General features: G+C 61.8%; 13 protein-coding genes. 7 read left to right on the forward strand and 6 right to left on the reverse strand.

The features are described 5' to 3' along the window. Positions 1-501: 501 nt before the first annotated feature. Entirely contained in the window at positions 502-1,827 is a 1,326-nt protein-coding gene (locus HNQ40_RS00005) for a sulfatase-like hydrolase/transferase (protein ID WP_221435305.1), read from the reverse strand. 70 nt (positions 1,828-1,897) lie between these two features. Then, a complete protein-coding gene (locus HNQ40_RS00010; RefSeq protein ID WP_184675133.1) occupies positions 1,898-2,776 on the reverse strand; it encodes a helix-turn-helix domain-containing protein in 879 nt (292 codons plus the stop codon). Between the two features lie 124 nt (positions 2,777-2,900). Here HNQ40_RS00010 and HNQ40_RS00015 point away from each other — a divergent pair, with 124 nt between their 5' ends. The 5 genes from HNQ40_RS00015 to HNQ40_RS00035 all read left to right on the forward strand — a co-directional run bounded on the left by HNQ40_RS00015 (position 2,901) and on the right by HNQ40_RS00035 (position 8,656). Beyond that, a complete protein-coding gene (locus HNQ40_RS00015) occupies positions 2,901-3,743 on the forward strand; it encodes a sugar phosphate isomerase/epimerase family protein (RefSeq protein ID WP_184675134.1) in 843 nt (280 codons plus the stop codon). Beyond that, complete coding sequence (locus HNQ40_RS00020) at positions 3,740-5,455, forward strand: Gfo/Idh/MocA family oxidoreductase (protein ID WP_184675135.1); 1,716 nt, start codon at positions 3,740-3,742, stop codon at positions 5,453-5,455. Before HNQ40_RS00015 ends, HNQ40_RS00020 begins: the two co-directional genes overlap by 4 nt. Positions 5,456-5,493: 38 nt before the next feature. Then, entirely contained in the window at positions 5,494-6,324 is an 831-nt protein-coding gene (locus tag HNQ40_RS00025) for a ThuA domain-containing protein (protein WP_184675136.1), read from the forward strand. 82 nt (positions 6,325-6,406) lie between these two features. Beyond that, positions 6,407-7,732, forward strand: coding sequence for a Gfo/Idh/MocA family protein (locus HNQ40_RS00030; RefSeq protein ID WP_184675137.1), 1,326 nt, complete (start codon positions 6,407-6,409; stop codon positions 7,730-7,732). Between the two features lie 66 nt (positions 7,733-7,798). Continuing rightward, on the forward strand, positions 7,799-8,656 hold the full coding sequence (locus tag HNQ40_RS00035) for a DUF6807 domain-containing protein (RefSeq protein ID WP_184675138.1): 858 nt from the start codon (positions 7,799-7,801) through the stop codon (positions 8,654-8,656). Positions 8,657-8,704: 48 nt separating this feature from the next. Here HNQ40_RS00035 and pflA read toward each other — a convergent pair whose 3' ends face one another. Further along, positions 8,705-9,544 (reverse strand): pyruvate formate-lyase-activating protein, encoded by an 840-nt coding sequence (gene pflA, locus HNQ40_RS00040; protein WP_184675139.1) that lies wholly within the window; start codon positions 9,542-9,544, stop codon positions 8,705-8,707. A 33-nt stretch (positions 9,545-9,577) separates the two neighbouring features. Beyond that, a complete protein-coding gene (pflB, locus tag HNQ40_RS00045; RefSeq protein ID WP_184675140.1) occupies positions 9,578-11,860 on the reverse strand; it encodes a formate C-acetyltransferase in 2,283 nt (760 codons plus the stop codon). Positions 11,861-12,195: 335 nt separating this feature from the next. Here pflB and HNQ40_RS00050 point away from each other — a divergent pair, with 335 nt between their 5' ends. After that, positions 12,196-12,897, forward strand: a complete 702-nt coding sequence (locus HNQ40_RS00050; protein ID WP_184675142.1) for a hypothetical protein — start codon at positions 12,196-12,198, stop codon at positions 12,895-12,897. A gap of 99 nt (positions 12,898-12,996) precedes the next feature. Continuing rightward, entirely contained in the window at positions 12,997-14,295 is a 1,299-nt protein-coding gene (locus tag HNQ40_RS00055; RefSeq protein ID WP_184675144.1) for an L-lactate MFS transporter, read from the forward strand. A 28-nt stretch (positions 14,296-14,323) separates the two neighbouring features. On the opposite strand, the gene HNQ40_RS18560 is transcribed toward HNQ40_RS00055, so the two are convergent. Then, positions 14,324-16,123 carry a hypothetical protein gene (locus tag HNQ40_RS18560; protein WP_221435306.1) on the reverse strand — a complete coding sequence of 600 codons (1,800 nt, stop codon included), beginning with the start codon at positions 16,121-16,123 and terminating at the stop codon, positions 14,324-14,326. A 183-nt stretch (positions 16,124-16,306) separates the two neighbouring features. Continuing rightward, entirely contained in the window at positions 16,307-17,665 is a 1,359-nt protein-coding gene (locus HNQ40_RS00065) for a family 4 glycosyl hydrolase (protein ID WP_184675147.1), read from the reverse strand. Positions 17,666-17,839: the final 174 nt, after the last annotated feature.

The raw sequence follows: 17,839 nt of genomic DNA on the forward strand, positions 1-17,839 counted from the left end.
AAAACAACTCCACACTGAAAAAGAATTGACCTGGATAACAGCGGCGAAGCATCACGCGGAGGGATCACCAAAAGGCGACAGAGCGTGGGGCGGGAGAAACTAAAAGCGATGTTGTTGATTGTTACCAATCAGGGGATTCTTAATACTTTAACTGCAAAAATGAGTTAATCCAAGTCTTTTCCGGCAAGTATTGACGCATATTGCTGCGCTGCTCAACGTTGGATCGATCCCACGCAGAGACAAACACCCATGCTGCGAAAATGCGCATAGCTGGATAGAAGACACAGCAAACTACTGCACCAGTATTGATACGTCGAAGAATCGTCACTCCGATCGCCCGTAGCACCTCAAGCAATACCTAAGTGTCTTCTCGACATATGCCTATAACGAGAGTCGCGGATTATCCCGCGACCTTTTGGCGTCCGGGCTTGGTTCAAGTCAAAAGACGACGAACCCAAGTCCGCAAAGACAAACTCTTAAACGAGAGAGGCAACCTCCGACTCAGTCCACCATCTGGGACACCAGGACCCGAGCAAGTCGCTCCCGGACCGCCTTGGATTCAGCGGTGTCGTCTTCAGGAAGAATGGGCTGCTGCTCTAAGCGGTCGGCCTTTGTATCGAACAAACGGCCGTCGTCATACAGTTTCCAACGGCAGTCCCGTGCCGAGACGTGCAAACGAAAACGGTCTTTACCCATCCCGGGGCGTGGATCGTAATAGCTGTAAATCCACTCCCGAGGTTTCGAAACACCCGTTGCGCCAATCAACTCACCGTAGAAGCTATGCCCGTCCAGACCGTTGAACGCCACCCCGGGCTGGCCCGCGGCTTCGAGGAGGGTGGGGATGAAATCGGTTGAATCCACGAGCGTGTCACTCACGCCCGGCTTAACCGTTCCGATCCAACGGGCAATAGCGGGCACATGCGTTCCAGCTGCGGTGGTTAGCCCCTTCCCGCCTCTGACCGGCCCGCTGATGGTTTGGGAGGTGTGGCGTTGGTCGGTGCCGTTGTCGCTGTAGAAGAGGATCAAAGTGTTTTCGCCGAGCCCGAGTTCATCGACGTGGTCCACGATACGCCCGACGCAGACATCCATGTATTCGACCATGTCCTTGAAGTAGAGGTTGTCGGAATCAAGACGCTTCGCAGGGTCTGCCCAATCCTTGCTCAACGGAGTCGGCACCATCGGCCCGTGGGGAAGGGCCATCGGGTAGTACACGAAGAAAGGCCCGTCCTTCTCGCGTTCAATAAAAGCGTTGATGTAGTCGACCCATTCGTCAGGTCCGTAGGAACCGGGCTTATGGACCAATTCACCGTCCTGCAGGTAGGTCGGGTCTGCGAAACGCGAGCCCTTGTCTTCGGTGTGAAGTGAGTGAAACAGGCTGTAGTGATCAAAGCCGGCATCTTTGGGGTGCATGCCGATACCCCGGAGCTGATCCGCCAAGGGGTCTGTCGGCCGTTCATAGCTCTGGAGTTGCCACTTACCCGCGATGCAGCTGGTGTAGCCCGCCTCGGCCATAAAGTGGCCGATGGTTTTTGCGCCGGGATCCAGGATGCCGAACGCGATCCAGTTGCGGTTGTTGTGGAGCCCGGTCATCAACTGAAGACGGGTGTTGGTGCACAGCGGCTGGGCGTAGGCGTGATCGAAACGCAGCCCCTCTGCCGCCAGACGATCCAAGTTTGGAGTGGCATAACCGGTTCCGCCGTATACGCCCAGTCCGTCCACCCCGATATCGTCTGCCATGATGAGGATGATGTTGGGCCGATCGGGCTCGGCAGCGATCGCCGTGGCGGTCGAAGCAAATGAAAGGACGCCAAGCATCACGGCAAACACATTATTCATACCGAATCTTCCTATTCAGAGAAATGACTGATGCGATAGACAATAGGTAACTTGAATATGCTTAAGCCACCGTGCTGGCGGCCTCGGAATCGCTCCGCACACTCTTGCGATACTGGCTGGGCGTGGTGCCGGTGTAGTCTCGAAACACACGGCAGAAATGCTGAGCGGTGCTGAAGCCACACCCAAAAGCGACATCGATCACTTTAGCGTCACTCTCGGCCAACTGCTGCTGGGCCCGCTGAACCCGCAGGCGGTTCATGAGCATCAGCGGGGTGTCGCCGGTGTGCTTGCGTACCAGGTCGGTCAGCCGAGCCCGGCCGAGCCCGCAGGCACTGGCCATGGACTCGACCGACCACGGCTCGTGGCAGCGGCTTTCCATCTGCTTGATAAAAGCCAACACTCGGTGGTCGGTCTCGAGCACACGGCTACGCGGAGTCGCTTGGGACTGTGCAATCCGCGCGAGCTCAACGAGAGTCTGTCCCGCAAGCGCTCGCCGCACCACACCCGTGCCAAGCCCGTCCGCACCACGTTGCCCCGCGATGCCACGGACTAGGTGCACCAGGTTCTCGGTGAGCGGAAGCGAACGCGACGGAGAGTCAACGAGAGCTTTTCTGATCTGACGGCCCTCGGTCGCGGTGAACGGCAGCTCCGGGTGCCAACCGAATCGATTGTTCGCCGGACGCTTCCTATAGACGCGGTCTAGGCCGATAACCGCGAAGCTCAGCTCCAGGCCGGGCGCGGTTTCGCAGGTGCTGCCGTGCCATTCCCAGGGAAACGTAAAAAACACCGAACCCGCCGGGACGCGATAGGCGCGGTCGTCCACCGACCACTCCGCGGTGCCGCCGGTGACGCAAACCACCTCTAGCCCGACGTTGCGGTGCCACGACAGCTTCCGTTGTTTGCCAGGACGCCAGACGCCAGTGACATCGATCAAATTCATGCAATCATGGTAACCCAAAAATTTATCTAAAACACCAATCGCCAATCTTGGAAGACATCGAAAAATTTATCTGTAATTTGTTTCTTGTCCCAATATCACTTCCCGTTATCCCGGAGTCTGCCACATGAAAATCGGTTGTTTTGCGTTGATCGAACCTTTTTCCGATATGGCCCGCCAGTTCCAGGCCATCGCGGAGATGGGCATCCAGTACGCCGACCTGACCGACAGCCACGACGGTGCGAGCCTGGGCTCGGAGTTTGGCTTCGCCGCAACCATCAGCCTCGACGGCCACCCGCAAGCAATCCGCCACATGATCGGCGACACGGGCATCCAACTCACCGCCGTGTGCGCCCACGCCAACCTCCTCGACCCCCCTTCCCCCGAGGCCTACGGCACCCCGCAGATCATCAAAGCGATACAGCTCGCCCACTTCATGGGCATCAAGCAAGTGGTCACCACCGAGGGCGATCCGAAGACCGCTTTCGGCGAATCGTTGGCCCCCGAACAACGCATCTTTGCGATCCGCGAGAAACTGCATCACCCCATCGCATGGGCCAAGGAACTCGGCATCGAGCTGCTGCTCGAACCCCACGGCATCGTCACCGACGACATCGACGCGCTGGACGAACTGCTCAACCAACTCGGCGAACCCGAAACCGTGGGCCTGAACCTCGACACCGGAAACCTCTGGCTGGGCGGCGGTGACCCGCTGGCGTTTATCGAACGCTTCGGGCCGCGCATCAAGCACGTGCACTGGAAAGACATGCCCGAGGAATGGGTTGAGAAACGCGGCACGATGTACGGCTGCGGCATGGCGGTGATCCCGCTCGGCGACGGCGTTATCGCGGTCAAGGAAGCGGCGGAGGAGCTCGTCCGCATCGGGTTTGATGGGCCCACGACGCTCGAGATCGCGGGAGCCGATGCGGTGAAAACGTCGGCCGAGCGCCTGATGGAGTGGACTTCGTGAAAACGGCTGCGGTGATTGGTTGCGGACGTGCCTGTGACGGCAACAAGGAAGGCTGGGCGATCGGTCACGCCCACGCCCATGGATTTCGCGCAGCGTTCCCGGACGTCGAGCTCTACGGCGTGGACATCAACGCGGACAATCTCGCGGCGTTCGGCGAAACCTTTGGTGTGCCTGAAGACCGGCTGTTTAATTCGACCGAAGCGCTCTACGCGGCGCTAACGCCCGACTGCGTGAGCATCGCGACCTGGCCGGGCCTGCATCACTCACAGGTGCTCGAAGCCGCCAAGCACGGCGTCCGCGCGATCCTCTGCGAAAAACCAATGGCCCTGGACGGCAGCGAGATCGACGAGATGATCGCCGCCTGCGAGCAATCCAACACACGCCTCGCGATCGCCCACCAACGCCGACACGACCCGTGGTTCACCAAAGCCCGCCAGCTCTTGGCCGGGGGCGTGCTCGGGGAGAAGCTCGTACTCACCGCGCACGTCGGAGAGAACTGGGACATGCTCTCGTGGACCACCCACTGGTTAGACATGGCCAGTTATCTGCTCGACGACCAGCCCATAGCGGTGCTGGCGGGCGTCGACCACACCGGCCAACGGCGATACCAGCACGCCGTGGAAGACAGCTCGGTCGTTCAGATCGATTACGCCAAGGGGGCCAAGGGCGTCTTCCTCACCCTCGATGCCGCCGGGCCGTTTGGTTATGGCATCCATATCGTCGGCACGAACGGGTTGATGCAGATCAGCGAGGGGCGAAATGAAATCCACGTCATGACCCAGGACGGCTTCACCGCATACCCCGTCGACGCCGAGGCCGAGCCTACCAGTTACGCCGGGCTCTTCGGCGAGTTGTGGCGAGGTGTCGAAGATTCCTCGACCACCGTGCGCTGCGGGGTTGAACACGCCGCCATGGCGACACGCATCGCTTTTGCCGCCCATGAATCGGCGCGGACGATGCGCCGTATCGCGCTGCCGCCGCGTGATCTGGGGTTTGCCCCCTTGGAGATCGCACAACACCCGCCGCGTCGCAAGCCGTTCCTGAAAAAAGCGGTACTCCTCGCCGACCCGCACCACTGCGACGAGAACGGCGAAGGCGGACGCGACGGCCTGACCGATGCGCTGCTGGCCGAGGTCAGCGATCAGGTACACGTGGTCCCGGTTGAACAGCGCGAACCTGTCGCCCGTGATTTCGATGGGGCCGACCTGCTGGTGATCTACCACATAGAGATGACCAGTTCGCCCGAGGTCCGCGCATTGATCGGCGATTGGATCAAAGCGGGCAAGCCGACGGTGATCGCCCACTGCGGCATCGGCGCGTATGCCGACTGGCCGTGGTTCCGCGAGCAGATCGGGCGCTACTGGGTTTGGGGAGGCGAAGCGCTCCCGCCTTCCGGCCACCCGCACGTTCCCTACAAACTTCAAGTGGTCGAGGGCAGCGGTTTCGACCCGGGTTACGACACGGCCTGGCTGCCGCGTGACGAGGTGTACATGGGGCTGGGCCTGGCCGCCCCGGTTCGTGAGCTCGTCACCGCCGAGACCTCAAAGGGCGAGGCTTACATCGCCTGGCAAGCCGAGGGCGTCGACAACGTCGCCGTGTGGGCCCCCGGGCACCGCCGTGAGATTTGGGCGCTGCCCGCGATGCGTTCGGGGCTGCGTGCCACCGCTGAGCTGGTGTGCAGTGTTGGTTTACTTGCCGACGTCAGCCGGTGACGCCCACTGAAAACGGCTTCTTTCTATAGGTATTGATTATGAATCCTTCACTTTCGCCATCGCTACGGTCCGCCCTGTTTCTCGTCGCCGCCGCTGCTTTGTTCGGCTTTGTCTTTGGCGTCATTGTTCCGTGGAACGCGAATACGGTTCAAGCAGAAGCCCAAGCCACGGCAGAGCCGGACGACTCCAACGATTCTCTCGGCCACGTTGTCTTGTTCGGCTCCATCCACTCGCACCCCGGCGATCGTTCCAAGCACCCCACCGAATCCGGGCGTGACGGGGTGCGTCATGCCCTCGAGGCGATCGGCGCCGAGTCGGTGAATATGGTTGCGATTGAGCAGCGTGGCCTGACCGCCGAAGACCTTGCCGAGGCCGACCTGCTGGTCATTTACCACAATTACCGCAAATCCACCCCGCAAGTCCGCGAGTTGATCAGCGAATGGGTCGGCAACGGCCGACCGATGGTGGTTATTCATGCGGGTCTTGGCGCCTACTCCGATTGGCCCGAGTTCCGTAACTGGCTGGGCCGCTACTGGGTCTGGGCCGACGAAGACGGTAACCCCCACCCCAAGTCACAACACCCCATCACCTCTTGCACCCTAAACGTCGCTCCCGACTCGGACTTTGAGGCCGACATCGATGGCAAGACCCTGCCCGTCGACGAGCTGTTTACCCGTCTCGCCGAGGTCAGCCCAACCGAAGACTGGGTCACGGCCGAGTCACCCAAAGGCCACCAGGCCTACATGGCCTGGGGTTCTAAGGAAACGCCGAACGTCACGATGATGAACCCGGGACACAACCGCGTGATCTGGGACGAACCCGCGATGCATGCCATGCTCAAAGAAGTGATCCGGAAGGCCAAACGCTGAAATCCTGAATCCACTGCCGCCATCGGTTTAGCCGCCCCATCCACCAATACTTAATTGCTCTCAATCTCGAATGGAGAACACCATGACCAACATTTCCCGACGTACCTTCCTTAAATCATCCGCCGCCGGTGCCGCCGCAGTGGGTTTCCCGACCTTTGTCCCCGCCACCGCGCTGGGCAAAGACGGGGCGGCCGCCCCCAGTGAACGCGTCACCGTGGGCGTGATCGGCTGTGGCTCACGTTCGAATAGTTGCTGGGCATACAAGGCAAACCCGGGGGCTCAAGTGCTCGCTACCTGCGACCCTTTCCTGAACCGCCGAGTCGAGAAAGCCGAGGCCTGGGGGGCCGAGTCGCACTACGCCGACTTCCGTGAGCTGCTGGAGCGCGACGACATCGACGCGGTACACATCGTGACCCCCGACCACTGGCACGTGCCGATCTCAATCGCCGCGGCGCGTGCGGGCAAAGACGTCTACTGCGAAAAGCCGCTGGGTGTCAGCATCGAGCAGAACCTCGCGGCCCGCGAGATCGTCGAGAAACACAACCGCGTGTTCCAGTACGGCACGCAGCAACGCTCGATGGATTCCTGCCGGCTGGGACTGGAACTCGTGCTCAATGGCCACATCGGCGAGGTCCAGGAAATCTATGTCTGGGCACCCCAGGGCGGCACCGGAGGTGACCCGACGCCCCAACCCGTCCCGGCCAACTTCGACTACGACCTCTGGCTCGGCCCCGCGCCCGAGAAGCCCTACTGCGACGCCCGCGTCGCCAACACGGGCGCCTGGTTCATCTACGACTACGCCATCGGCTTCATCGCGGGCTGGGGCGCGCACCCGCTGGACATTCTCCAGTGGTGGGCGGACGAAAACGACATGGGCATCCCCGTTGAGTACACCACCACCGGCACCATACCAACCAAGGGCCTTTTCGATTCGGTCACCCACTGGTCGATGCAGGCCACCTACGCCAACGGCCTGAAGATGCACTTCCTCGATCGCTCCACCGCGGTGAAGGGTGACATGACCTTGCCCGAAGGCATGACCAAGAGCCTCGAAAAGATTGGCAACGGCACAATCTTCCTAGGCAGCGATGGTTGGGTCAGTATTTCGCGTGGCGTGTTCACCGCCTCCTCCGAAGAACTCCGCCGTAAAGCCAAAGACCCCGGCCCGATCCGCCTCCCGGTCAGCCGACAACACATGGACAACTTTGTGGACAGCGTCCGGAGCCGTGAGCAGCCGATCTCCAACCTCGAGTCCGGCATCAAGTCCGACATCATCTCGCACATGGGTGACCTGTGCATCCGCACTGGCGAAACGCTTCGCTGGGACCCGGTCAACGAAACCGTCGTTGGCAGCGATGACGCCGTCAAGATGATGCATCGGCCGATGCGTGGGCCGTGGACGCTGTAGGAAAGGGCGATACGGTTGCTGAAAGCCGTCATAGTTCTCGTATTTGCACTGACAACCTCCGCCACCATGAGCCAGCCCTCGATCAACATCGTCGAATCGCCCGATTCCACCACGCTGGAGTTCGACGGCAAGGCCTTATGGACCCTGGTGCACGACCCGGAACAGGGCAAGCCGTACATTCACCCCCTCGCGTCGACCGGGGGGGTGGTCTTCACCGACCTGCGCCCCGAAGACCACCCCTGGCACCGCGGCGTGTGGTTCTCGTGGAAGTTCATCAACGGCGTCAACTACTGGGAAGAGGACCGCACCACCGGCAAGTCCAAGGGCGAGACGCGCCTATTGCAGACCACGGTTGACGCCCAGGACGAAGCGGTTTCAATCGCCATCGATCTCGCCTACGCCCCGGCGGGCAGCGACGAGATCGTGATGCGCGAGCACCGAACGCTCCACATCACCCACCCCGACGACGAGGGCATCTACACGGTCCACTGGTCGAGCGCATTCACCGCACAGGACAACGACGTCCACCTCGACCGCACCCCGATCCCCGGCGAACCCGACGGCAGGAAGTACGGCGGCTACGCGGGCTGGTCGGTCCGCATGAACCCGCAGATGCGCAAGGGCACCTTCATCAACAGCGAAGCCCAGGTCCTTGGCAACCGCGAACCCGCGCGGTGGCAGGCCTACCACACCCCGCAGGGGGCGAGCCTGCTGTTCATGGACCACCCCGACAACCTCAACGCCCCCGCCAAGTGGTACCTGGCCAAGGGCATGCCGTACTTCAGCCCCGCGGTCATCCACGACGGGCCGTACACCCTCCAAGCGCACGAAACGTTGGAGCTGCAGTACGCCCTGGTCGTCCACCCCGGACAGCTACAGCCCGACGCGGCGGAGCGCCGCTGGAAACAATGGGTTGCTGAATGACCCCGGCCGGCCCCGGTTCGGTCTCAACGAATCGGCAGGCGGGTTAAATCAGACCACCGGGCAGCCGGCCGCGCGGAAAATCTCGATCGCGGCTTTGGCTTGATCTGGCGTCGCCGCGGGGGTGTCGGCCAGGGGATAATCCAGGTCCAGCTTCTTCCACTTGTCCCGCCCCATCTGGTGGAACGGAAGAACCTCGACCCGCTCAACATTCGACATCGGGGCGACGAACTCAGCGAGTGCCTCGATGTCTTCTGCACCATCCGTCAGCCCCGGCACCAAGACGTAGCGCACCCAGGCCGGGCGCTGGCGCTCGGCCAGCCGGCGGGCAAAGTTCAGGATGTCGGTGTTGTCGTGACCCGTGACCACGCGGTGGTGCTCGGCGTCGAACGCCTTGAGGTCCAGCAGAAACAGATCGACATCCTCGAGGTCTTCATCGCTGAGGCGATGCCCGAGGTAGCCGTTGGTATCCATCGCGACGTGCAGCCCCAACTCCGTCTTCATGGCACGCAGCAGCTCAATCGCAAACGGGGCCTGGACCAGGGGCTCCCCACCCGACACGGTGAACCCGCCCTTCGTCGCCTTCAGAAACTGAGCATACTTGGCGACGTCCGCCACGATCTGCTCGACGGTGTGGGGCTGGCCTCGATTGACAGGCCAGGTGTCGGGGTTGTGGCAGTACTGGCATCGCAGGTGGCAGCCCATGAGCCAGACGACGTAACGGAACCCCGGCCCATCCACCGTCGACGCGTTCTCGTAGCTGTGCAACAACCCGGTGCGCGGCGAAACGCCCCTGCCGGGCTGGAGCGGGGCGGGCTCTAGCGTCGGCAGGGGCACATGCGCAGCGTCGCCCTGGGTTTCGGATTGGGAGACGTCGTGCGGGTCGTTCATGGGTTCAAGCCGATTCAGCCCGTGGGGAGCGGCTTACAGCTTGTTGTGGAACGTGCGGTTGACCACGTCCTGCTGCTGTTCACGGGTCAGCTTGATGAAGTTTACCGCGTAGCCGCTCACGCGAACGGTCAGTTGCGGGTAGTTTTCGGGGTTCTCCATGGCATCGATCAACGTCTCGCGATCGAGCACGTTGACGTTCATGTGGAAGCCCGAGGCTCCGAAATACCCGTCCAGGCAGGCGGCGAGGTTGCGGATCTGGTCCTCACGGTTCGAGCCCAGAGCGCTTGGCAGGATGCTGTTGGTGAGGCTGATGCCGTCTTGAGCGGCCTCGTAGGGCAGCTTGGCCACCGAGAGCGCCGAGGCCACATAGCCGTTCTCGTCGCGGCCGTGCATCGGGTTGGCACCGGGGGCGAACGGCTCGCCGGTCTTACGCCCATCGGGGGTCGCGCCGGTGGACTGGCCGTAGACGACGTTGGACGTGATCGTGAGCACGCTCATGGTGTGGTCCGCGTTGCGGTACGTCGGGTGCTTGCGGAGTTTTTCCATGAAGGTCTCGACCAGCCAGGTGGCGTAGCCATCGACATCGTCGTGATTGTTGCCGAAGGCGGGGTAGTCGCCCTGGACCTCGTAGTCGACCACGAGGCCGGTGTCGTCGCGGACGACCTTGACGCCCGCGTTGCGGATGGCAGACAACGAGTCGGCGACGACCGAGAGCCCGGCGATGCCGAAGGCCATCGTGCGGCGCGGCGAGTAGTCGTGCAGCGCCATCTCGATGCGTTCGTAGGCGTACTTGTCGTGCATGAAGTGGATGCAGTTCATGGCGTTGACGTAGACACGGGCCAGCCAGTCCATCGCCTTGTCGTAGCGCTCCATGACCTGGTCGTAGTCGAGCACGTCGCCCTCGATGGGGTCGAACTCGGGCATGACCTGCTTGCCGGTGAGTTCATCCCGGCCGCCGTTGATCGCGTAGAGCAGGCACTTGGCCAGGTTGACGCGGGCGCCGAAGAACTGCATCTGCTTGCCGACTTCCATGCCGCTGACGCAACAGGCGATCGCGCTGTCGTCACCGCCGCCGTCCCGCAGCAGGTCGTCGTTTTCGTACTGGATGCTGGAGGTGTCGATACTGACCTTGGCGCAGAACTGCTTAAAGCTCTCGGGCAGCGCCGTCGACCAGAACACGGTCAGGTTCGGCTCGGGCGCGGGTCCGAGGTTGTACAGCGTCTGCAGGAAGCGGAACGAGTTCTTGGTGACCAGCGGCCGGCCGTCTTCACCGACGCCGCCGATAGATTCGGTGACCCAGGTCGGGTCGCCGCTGAACAGGTCGTTGTACTCCGGCGTCCGCAGGAAACGCACGATACGCAGCTTGATGACGAAGTCGTCGATCAGTTCCTGGGCTTGCTCTTCGGTGAGCTTGCCGGTTTCCAGGTCGCGCTGGATGTAGATGTCGAAGAAGGTGCTGACCCGGCCCAGCGACATGGCCGCGCCGTTCTGTTCTTTCACCGCGGCGAGGTAGGCGAAGTAGGTCCACTGCACGGCCTCGCGTGCATCCTTGGCGGGCTGGGAGATGTCGAAGCCGTAGGCCTCACCCATCTGCTTGAGTTCTTTCAGGGCCTTGATCTGCTCAGAGATTTCTTCGCGGTCGCGGATGACGTCCTCGGTCGAATGGAGCTCGGCAAGCTGGAGTTTCTCGGATTCTTTCGCTTGGATCAGACGATCCACGCCGTAGAGGGCTACGCGGCGGTAGTCACCGATGATCCGGCCGCGGCCGTAGGCGTCAGGTAGGCCAGTGACCAGGTGGGCGCTACGGGCCTTGCGGATCTCGGGGGTGTAGACATCGAAGACGCCGTCGTTGTGCGTCTTGCGGTAGTTGGTGAAGACCTTGGCGACCTCGGGATCGGGTTTGTAGCCATAGGCTTCGAGCGAGCCGACGACCATGCGCCAGCCGCCGTTGGGGAAGATCGCGCGTTTCAGCGGGGCGTCGGTCTGCAGGCCGACAATCAGCTCGAGGTCCTGGTCGATGTAGCCCGGCTCGTGGGCGGTGATGGACGAAGGGATCTGGCTGACATCCAGCACGCCCTTCTCACGCTCGATCTTAAAGAGCTCTGACAGCTTTTCCCAGACCTTCGTCGTGCGGGGCGTCGGACTGGCAAGGAAGGCCTCGGTGCCCGAGTACGGCGAGTAGTTACCACGGATGAAGTCGCGGACATCAATGGATTGCTGCCATGGGCCGGGCGTGAATCCGGTGTGCGGATCGAATGCACCGGAGCTGGCTTCGGGGTGAAGAGTGGTGGGTCGGGGCGGGATGGCGGTGCTCATGGCAAGTGCTTCCGGTAAAGAGGGCTGATCGTTTGGATTCTAATTTACGGATAAAAAGGGGTTTTAGTCTTCTTTTAAGATCCTAGCATCAATCCGCTCCTCCGTAAACCCATATCGGCAAGATGTGAATCTCGACTTTTCTATTATATCGGCAGTAATTTCATGCGAATTCGGTGAAATGTAGATCGCCAAAAATTTCACAATATTTCTTCTGGCCGGCCGTGGCGACGTGCCGATACTTTTGTTATTCTGGAGTTTTATATCCACTATTTAACAGCCGAGCGGCCACCGTGGTGTGCCCGGCCTCAGAGTTCTTTGAACGAGAAAGTGCCCCCATGAACACCTACTCCACGCAAGCAACTTCGGTACGTATCTACGATGGCGACGGCGACGCGCTGTTCCTGGAAACCGGGCTGGCCGACAAGCTGGTCCTGGCTCCGGAGGGTCGTCCGATTGGCAGTGCCGACAAACAACCCCGCCTCCGCCTGATGTGGGGCCAGTACCTGCTCGACGACCTGCTGGCGGGCCGTTACAGCTCGCTGGTGTGCGCCGCCAACGCCGAGGACAACACCGAGGGGATTCTGGGGCAACTCGCGACGATGCTGCCCGGCAGCCAGTGGACCCCCGAGAGCGTCACCGCCCACGCCCGGCAGTTCGCCCAACGCGACGACGTCACCGTTCTGAAATACGACATGGGACTGGTCGAGGTCCTCGCCCTGCTCCGCCCGTCGCATCGGGAGGTCATGACGATGGAAGACCTCAGCCACGGGTTTGAATTGGTGTCGCAACTCCTGCGTCACCACACCCAGTGGCGGCCGACCGCGACCGTGTCCTTCCTCGAAGGCCGGGCCAACCGGCTCGAAGATGCCGAAGGCAACGAGCCGAGCTTCGAATCGATCCTGCAGGTCATGCACGAAGCGGGCTACGACGGCGACGTGTATCCCTCCCCGGCGATGTTCGAAGCGGCACCCACCGCGGTGTTTAGCCGATACCCATTCCCCGACTCGCTGGAAGCGATGCGCAGCGGCGGCTTCTGATTCCGGGGCCACCTCGGTTCGAGCCGGCCGGGCGACCGTGGGGGGTAACGCCCGGCCGGCTTTCTTTTGTGCCACACCCCACCCGACGTCAGGAAAACCATGTCCGCAAACCGCAACCGTTGGCTCGTCGCCCTCTCCGGCGTCGGCATCCACATCTCAATCGGCTCGGTCTACGCCTACAGCGTGATGACCTTGCCCCTCAAAGAAGCCCTGGGCTGGCAGAAGTCCGACATCACCATGGCCTTCTCCGTGGCGATAGTCTGCCTGGGCCTCTCGGCCGCGTTTCTCGGGCACTTCGTCGAGAAGCACGGGCCGCGCGCTTCGGGGATGCTCGCAGCGATCTGCTACGGCCTGGGCACGATCGGGGCAGGCCTCGCGGTGCGGTTTGAATCGCTGCCGATGTTCATCGCGGCCTACGGCGTGCTCGGCGGCATCGGCCTGGGCGTGGGCTACATCACCCCCGTCTCCACGCTGGTCAAGTGGTTCCCCGACAAGCGCGGCCTGGCCACGGGCATGGCGATCATGGGCTTCGGTTTCGCGGCGATGATCTTCGGCCCGGTCATGCAGAAGCTCTTCTCCACCGTCGGCCCGTCGAACACCTTCTTGATCCTGGGCAGCGTTTACTTTGTGGTGATCTTCTGCAGCGCCCTCTACATCGCCCCGCCGCCCAAAGGCTGGAAGCCCGCCCAACTCGACGAAACCGAAGGCGTTTCCAAACCCAAGCGAGTTCAACGCGAAGACCTCGCGCAGCTCACCGTCTTCGAAGCCATCCGCACCAAGCGGTTCTACTTCATGTGGACGATGCTGTTCATCAACATCACCTGTGGGATTGCGTTGATTTCGGTGGCCTCGCCTATGGCCCAAGAGATGGCGGGCATGTCCGCCGCCGCCGCCGCTGCGATGGTCGGGTTCATGGGGCTGTTCAACGGCATCGGCCGGATCGGCTGGGCCTCGCTGTCGGACTACATCGGCCGACCCGCAACTTACGCCGCATTCTTCTCGATCCAGATCGTGGCATTCTTCCTGCTCACCAAGTCGCCAGCGCCCTGGCAGTTCCAGGCGCTGGTGCTTCTGATCCTCACCTGCTACGGCGGAGGATTCGCCTCCGTGCCCGCGTTCCTCGGTGACCTGTTCGGCACCAAGCAGCTCGGGGCGATCCACGGCTACACGCTGACCGCCTGGGCCGCCGCGGGCCTCGTCGGCCCGACACTGGTCACCCGCGTGCAGGAAGCCACCGGCAACTACGCCACGACGCTCTACGTCTTCGCCGGCCTCTTCGTCCTCGCCCTGGCCGTCACCGGCCTGATGGCCTTAGACATCCGGGCCAAGCGCGCAGCCATGGGCCACACACCCCCCACCGCAGGCCCCGGCGTGATGGGTCAACCCGCAGCGGGATGAGGCGTTTCACCCAACACCGCTCGGACGCTTAGCGCGTTGGCGTTTGGGTAAACACCCGCATGGTGACGGTGGTGAGGTGGCCGCCGGGCTTGTCGAACTCGACCTGCACCTCGTTCTCGGTTTTCATCAAGTCTTCGGGCACCGGGATTTCGAGGACGCCGAAGAAGCTCGCCCGGGTACGTTGGTCGATGCCTCGCCAGTCGTTGGGCACATCGAGCGGCTGACCGTTGAAGAGCACCGTGGGCTGCAGGGCCATGTCGTGTTCGCGCGAGATACCAATACGCAGCGAGCCGCTCGAACCGTCCTTGCCGGGAATCTTGAAGGTAAGCGGTTGCTCGCCGATTTCGTGCAGGTAGCTGTCGCTGTATTGCTTGGTTTCTTGCACCAAGGCTTTGGGCGAAGGGGCCTGGTCGTAGTGGAGTTCGAGGATGGCGGTGGCTTGCGCCCCGATCTCCAGCTCCGCGGGGACAGCATCGAGATCGATCTCATCGAAAACCGGCTTACCTTTGGGGGCGTGGAGGTGGCGGAGGGTGACTTTCTGCGGCTGGGCATCGACGGGCAGGTTGATCTGCACCGGCACCGGCTTGAGGTCGAGGCTGTTGACCACGAGGTGGATCGTGTTGCCATCCACAAACGCGGCGGTCTGGATGTCGGGGTCGCTGGCTTGGGTCCATAGGCGTTCGCCGTTGACACGCGACCACAGCTCGTAGAAGTGGGCGAGTTCGGTGTAGATCCATTCACCGTTTTCCTCACGCAGCAGGCGGGTGCGGTAGGGATTGCCGGCTTCGTGGTTCCACCACAGGGCCTTCATAATCATGAACGGCATGCTCTTCTCGACGATCTGAGGGCGTTCCATTAGTCCCATCGTGTAGCCCGAGTAGGCATTGAGCTTGTGCCAGTCGCGCTCGGGGCTCCACGCGTCCAGCCGGGAGTCGACACCGGTCATGCCAAACTCGGAGATGAGCAGCGGCTTGACTTCACCGAGCTCGATAAGCGATGCCTGTTCGAGCATGTCGAGGACGGCTTCCATGCGGGCCCCCTTGGTTCGGTACTGCAACCCGCGGTCCCAGCCCTTGTCATAGAAGTGAACCGCGAAGAAGTCCATGTTGTCCCCGGCGATCTCCATGAAGCTGCCCCAGGTGCGGTCCCACTCCTCGAAGTTGTCTTCTTCCGGGTCGGCCGAGGCCTGGCAGAATCCGCCGATTTTCATGTCCGTGCCGGGGTTGAGCTCCCGTACCTTGTCGGCGACCACGTTGTGGAAGCGGAAAATATCCTCGCGAGTGACATCCTCTTTGGCGTGAGCGGAATCAACGAGGTCCCAGAGCGGCTCGTTAAGGACTTCGAAGTACTCGGGCATCGGCGGGCCGGGCTGGTCTTCGGATTGTTGATAGAAGTGTTTGAAGTAATGCCCCGTAAACGTCGCACTGGCTTCCATGTTGGCGAAAGCCCAGCCCATATCCGTGGGCGTGCCATCGGGGAAGAACGGATGAGGGTGCATCGCAACGATCAGCTCGGTTCGATCTTCGTACTGGTGGATGGCGGTGTTTTCTTCGTAGGCTTCACGCAACTCCAAACCGAACTGTTCGATGTGTTCGACCGAGGGGTAGCCGGGTTTGTCTGGGTCTTCCGGGGTCTGGTCGACGTAGAGTCGCGGCTGACCCGCTTCCCGGCCGAGATAGACATCCCAGCCGTTGAGGAACTGGTCCATCATCTCCGGGCTGTCCCACTCGCCTTCGGTGGGCGAGGAGTGCATATTGATGTATTTGGAGCGTTCGAATCCGGTGACATCCCCGATGTGGTGGCGGACCGTCGGGTCAACTTCAACCACAACGGTGGATTGCTGAGCGCAAGACACCAAAACCGGAGACAAGACCATCAGCGAGCAAGCAGCGGACAGTTTGGGGCTTTGAAATGAGATCATTTTTTTCATGGGATATGCTTTCGATTCTGGATCACGGCCAAGGCGGCAGTACGAAATCGTTCAAAAAAACTGAGTTAACGGCAATACGAATCAATCAAACCAATCAGAGGACACCGCATCGCGTTGCAACTCGAGAAGCTCGTCGATCAGAGCATCCGTGTCGCCAACCGAATACGTCAGCGGGTCGGTCAACAGCGCCCGGCGAAGCAGGTCGCGGTCGGTGTGGAACGCGGCGGCGGCGGTGAGTTCGTGGGTGTCGAGCACCTGCTCGCAGAGCCCGCGGATGCCGCGGGGCATCTCGGGATACGGCAGCGGACGCGGGCCGTCCATATCGACCTCGCAGAGCAGCTCGAGGAAGGCGTCGTCCGCCATATTCGGCACCGCCCCACCGTTAGCGGTATTGATGTGCATGGACTTGCCCAGGCCCGCCCACATGTTTTCGATCAGGTCGGTCGCGGGGTCGGGGCCGAACTCGGTGTCGAACTCGGCGATATCAACGCTGCCCGAGACGTAGTCGTCCACACGTTGCCAGACCTCGTCGGTCCACTTCAAGCGATCAGGGACTTCGAAGATCTTCAGCGGCGGATGCGTGTCACGGCCGACGGTGCCGGGGCGTTGGTAGAAGCGGACGTATTCCTTGGTGTGGGCGATCACGGCGGGCAGGTAGCCGAAGGCGTCGTGCAGCTCGACCGCGATACCGTTGTTGAGCCAGCCCTTGGCCTGCGTGGCATAGCCTTGGGCCTGTTGGTTGAGGTCGTCGTCCGCGTTCTTTCGCACGTGGTCGACGATATCGGGCAGGATGTCTTTGCCGTCGTACGACGCTTCGAGCAGCCAGGTGAAGTGGTTCGGCCCGCCGCTGCGCAGCTTGAGCTTGTCGTCGAACGGGACGCCGGCGGCCTTGGCGTAGTTCTCGTGCAGCGTGAACTGCGCATCGCAGAGAGCCATTGACTTCAAGTCGGGGAAGAACCGGGCCAGGCCCATGCCGTGGACCGCAGCGGGGTTGATGTAGTTGATCACCCAGGCGTCCGGGCAGAGCTCGAGCACGTCGCGGGCGCTGCCGGCGATCTCCGGCCACTCACGCAGCGTGCGGAACACCCCGCCGGGCCCGATGGTGTCGCCCGAACACATGCGGATGCCGTACTTCACCGAGGTGTCGCAATCCACACCGCGGAAGTGAGCGTTACGGTCGGCAAACGAGAACACCACAAAGTCGGCGTCCTTGAGCACCTCGCGCCGATCGGTCGAGGCTTCGAGCTTCAGCGGCGCATCGTTGTGCGCGATGGCTTTCTCGGCCAGCGTCTTCATCTTCGCCAGGCGATCCGCATCGGTATCGACCAGGGCGAGCGTGCCGGTACGGAGGTGCGGGGAGTGGATCATCTGCCACACGGCCTTGCGGCCAAAGAACAGGCTGCCTGCTCCGAGGATGACGACTTTGGGGGAATGAGCCATGAAGGAATCTCTGGGGCGGGGGCGCAAAAGAGGGTTCGAGACAGATTGCAGGGACATGGTAGTTTGCTAATTGTCTACAATTTTGGCATTTCAGGCCAACGTCAACCTATTGTGTCCGGCTTGGATAAATCTCCGTTCAACTTTAAGAAGTAGCATGCGCGTAAGGGGTTAGTA

It is taken from the genome of Algisphaera agarilytica (assembly GCF_014207595.1).
Taxonomy (GTDB): Bacteria; Planctomycetota; Phycisphaerae; order Phycisphaerales; family Phycisphaeraceae; genus Algisphaera; species Algisphaera agarilytica.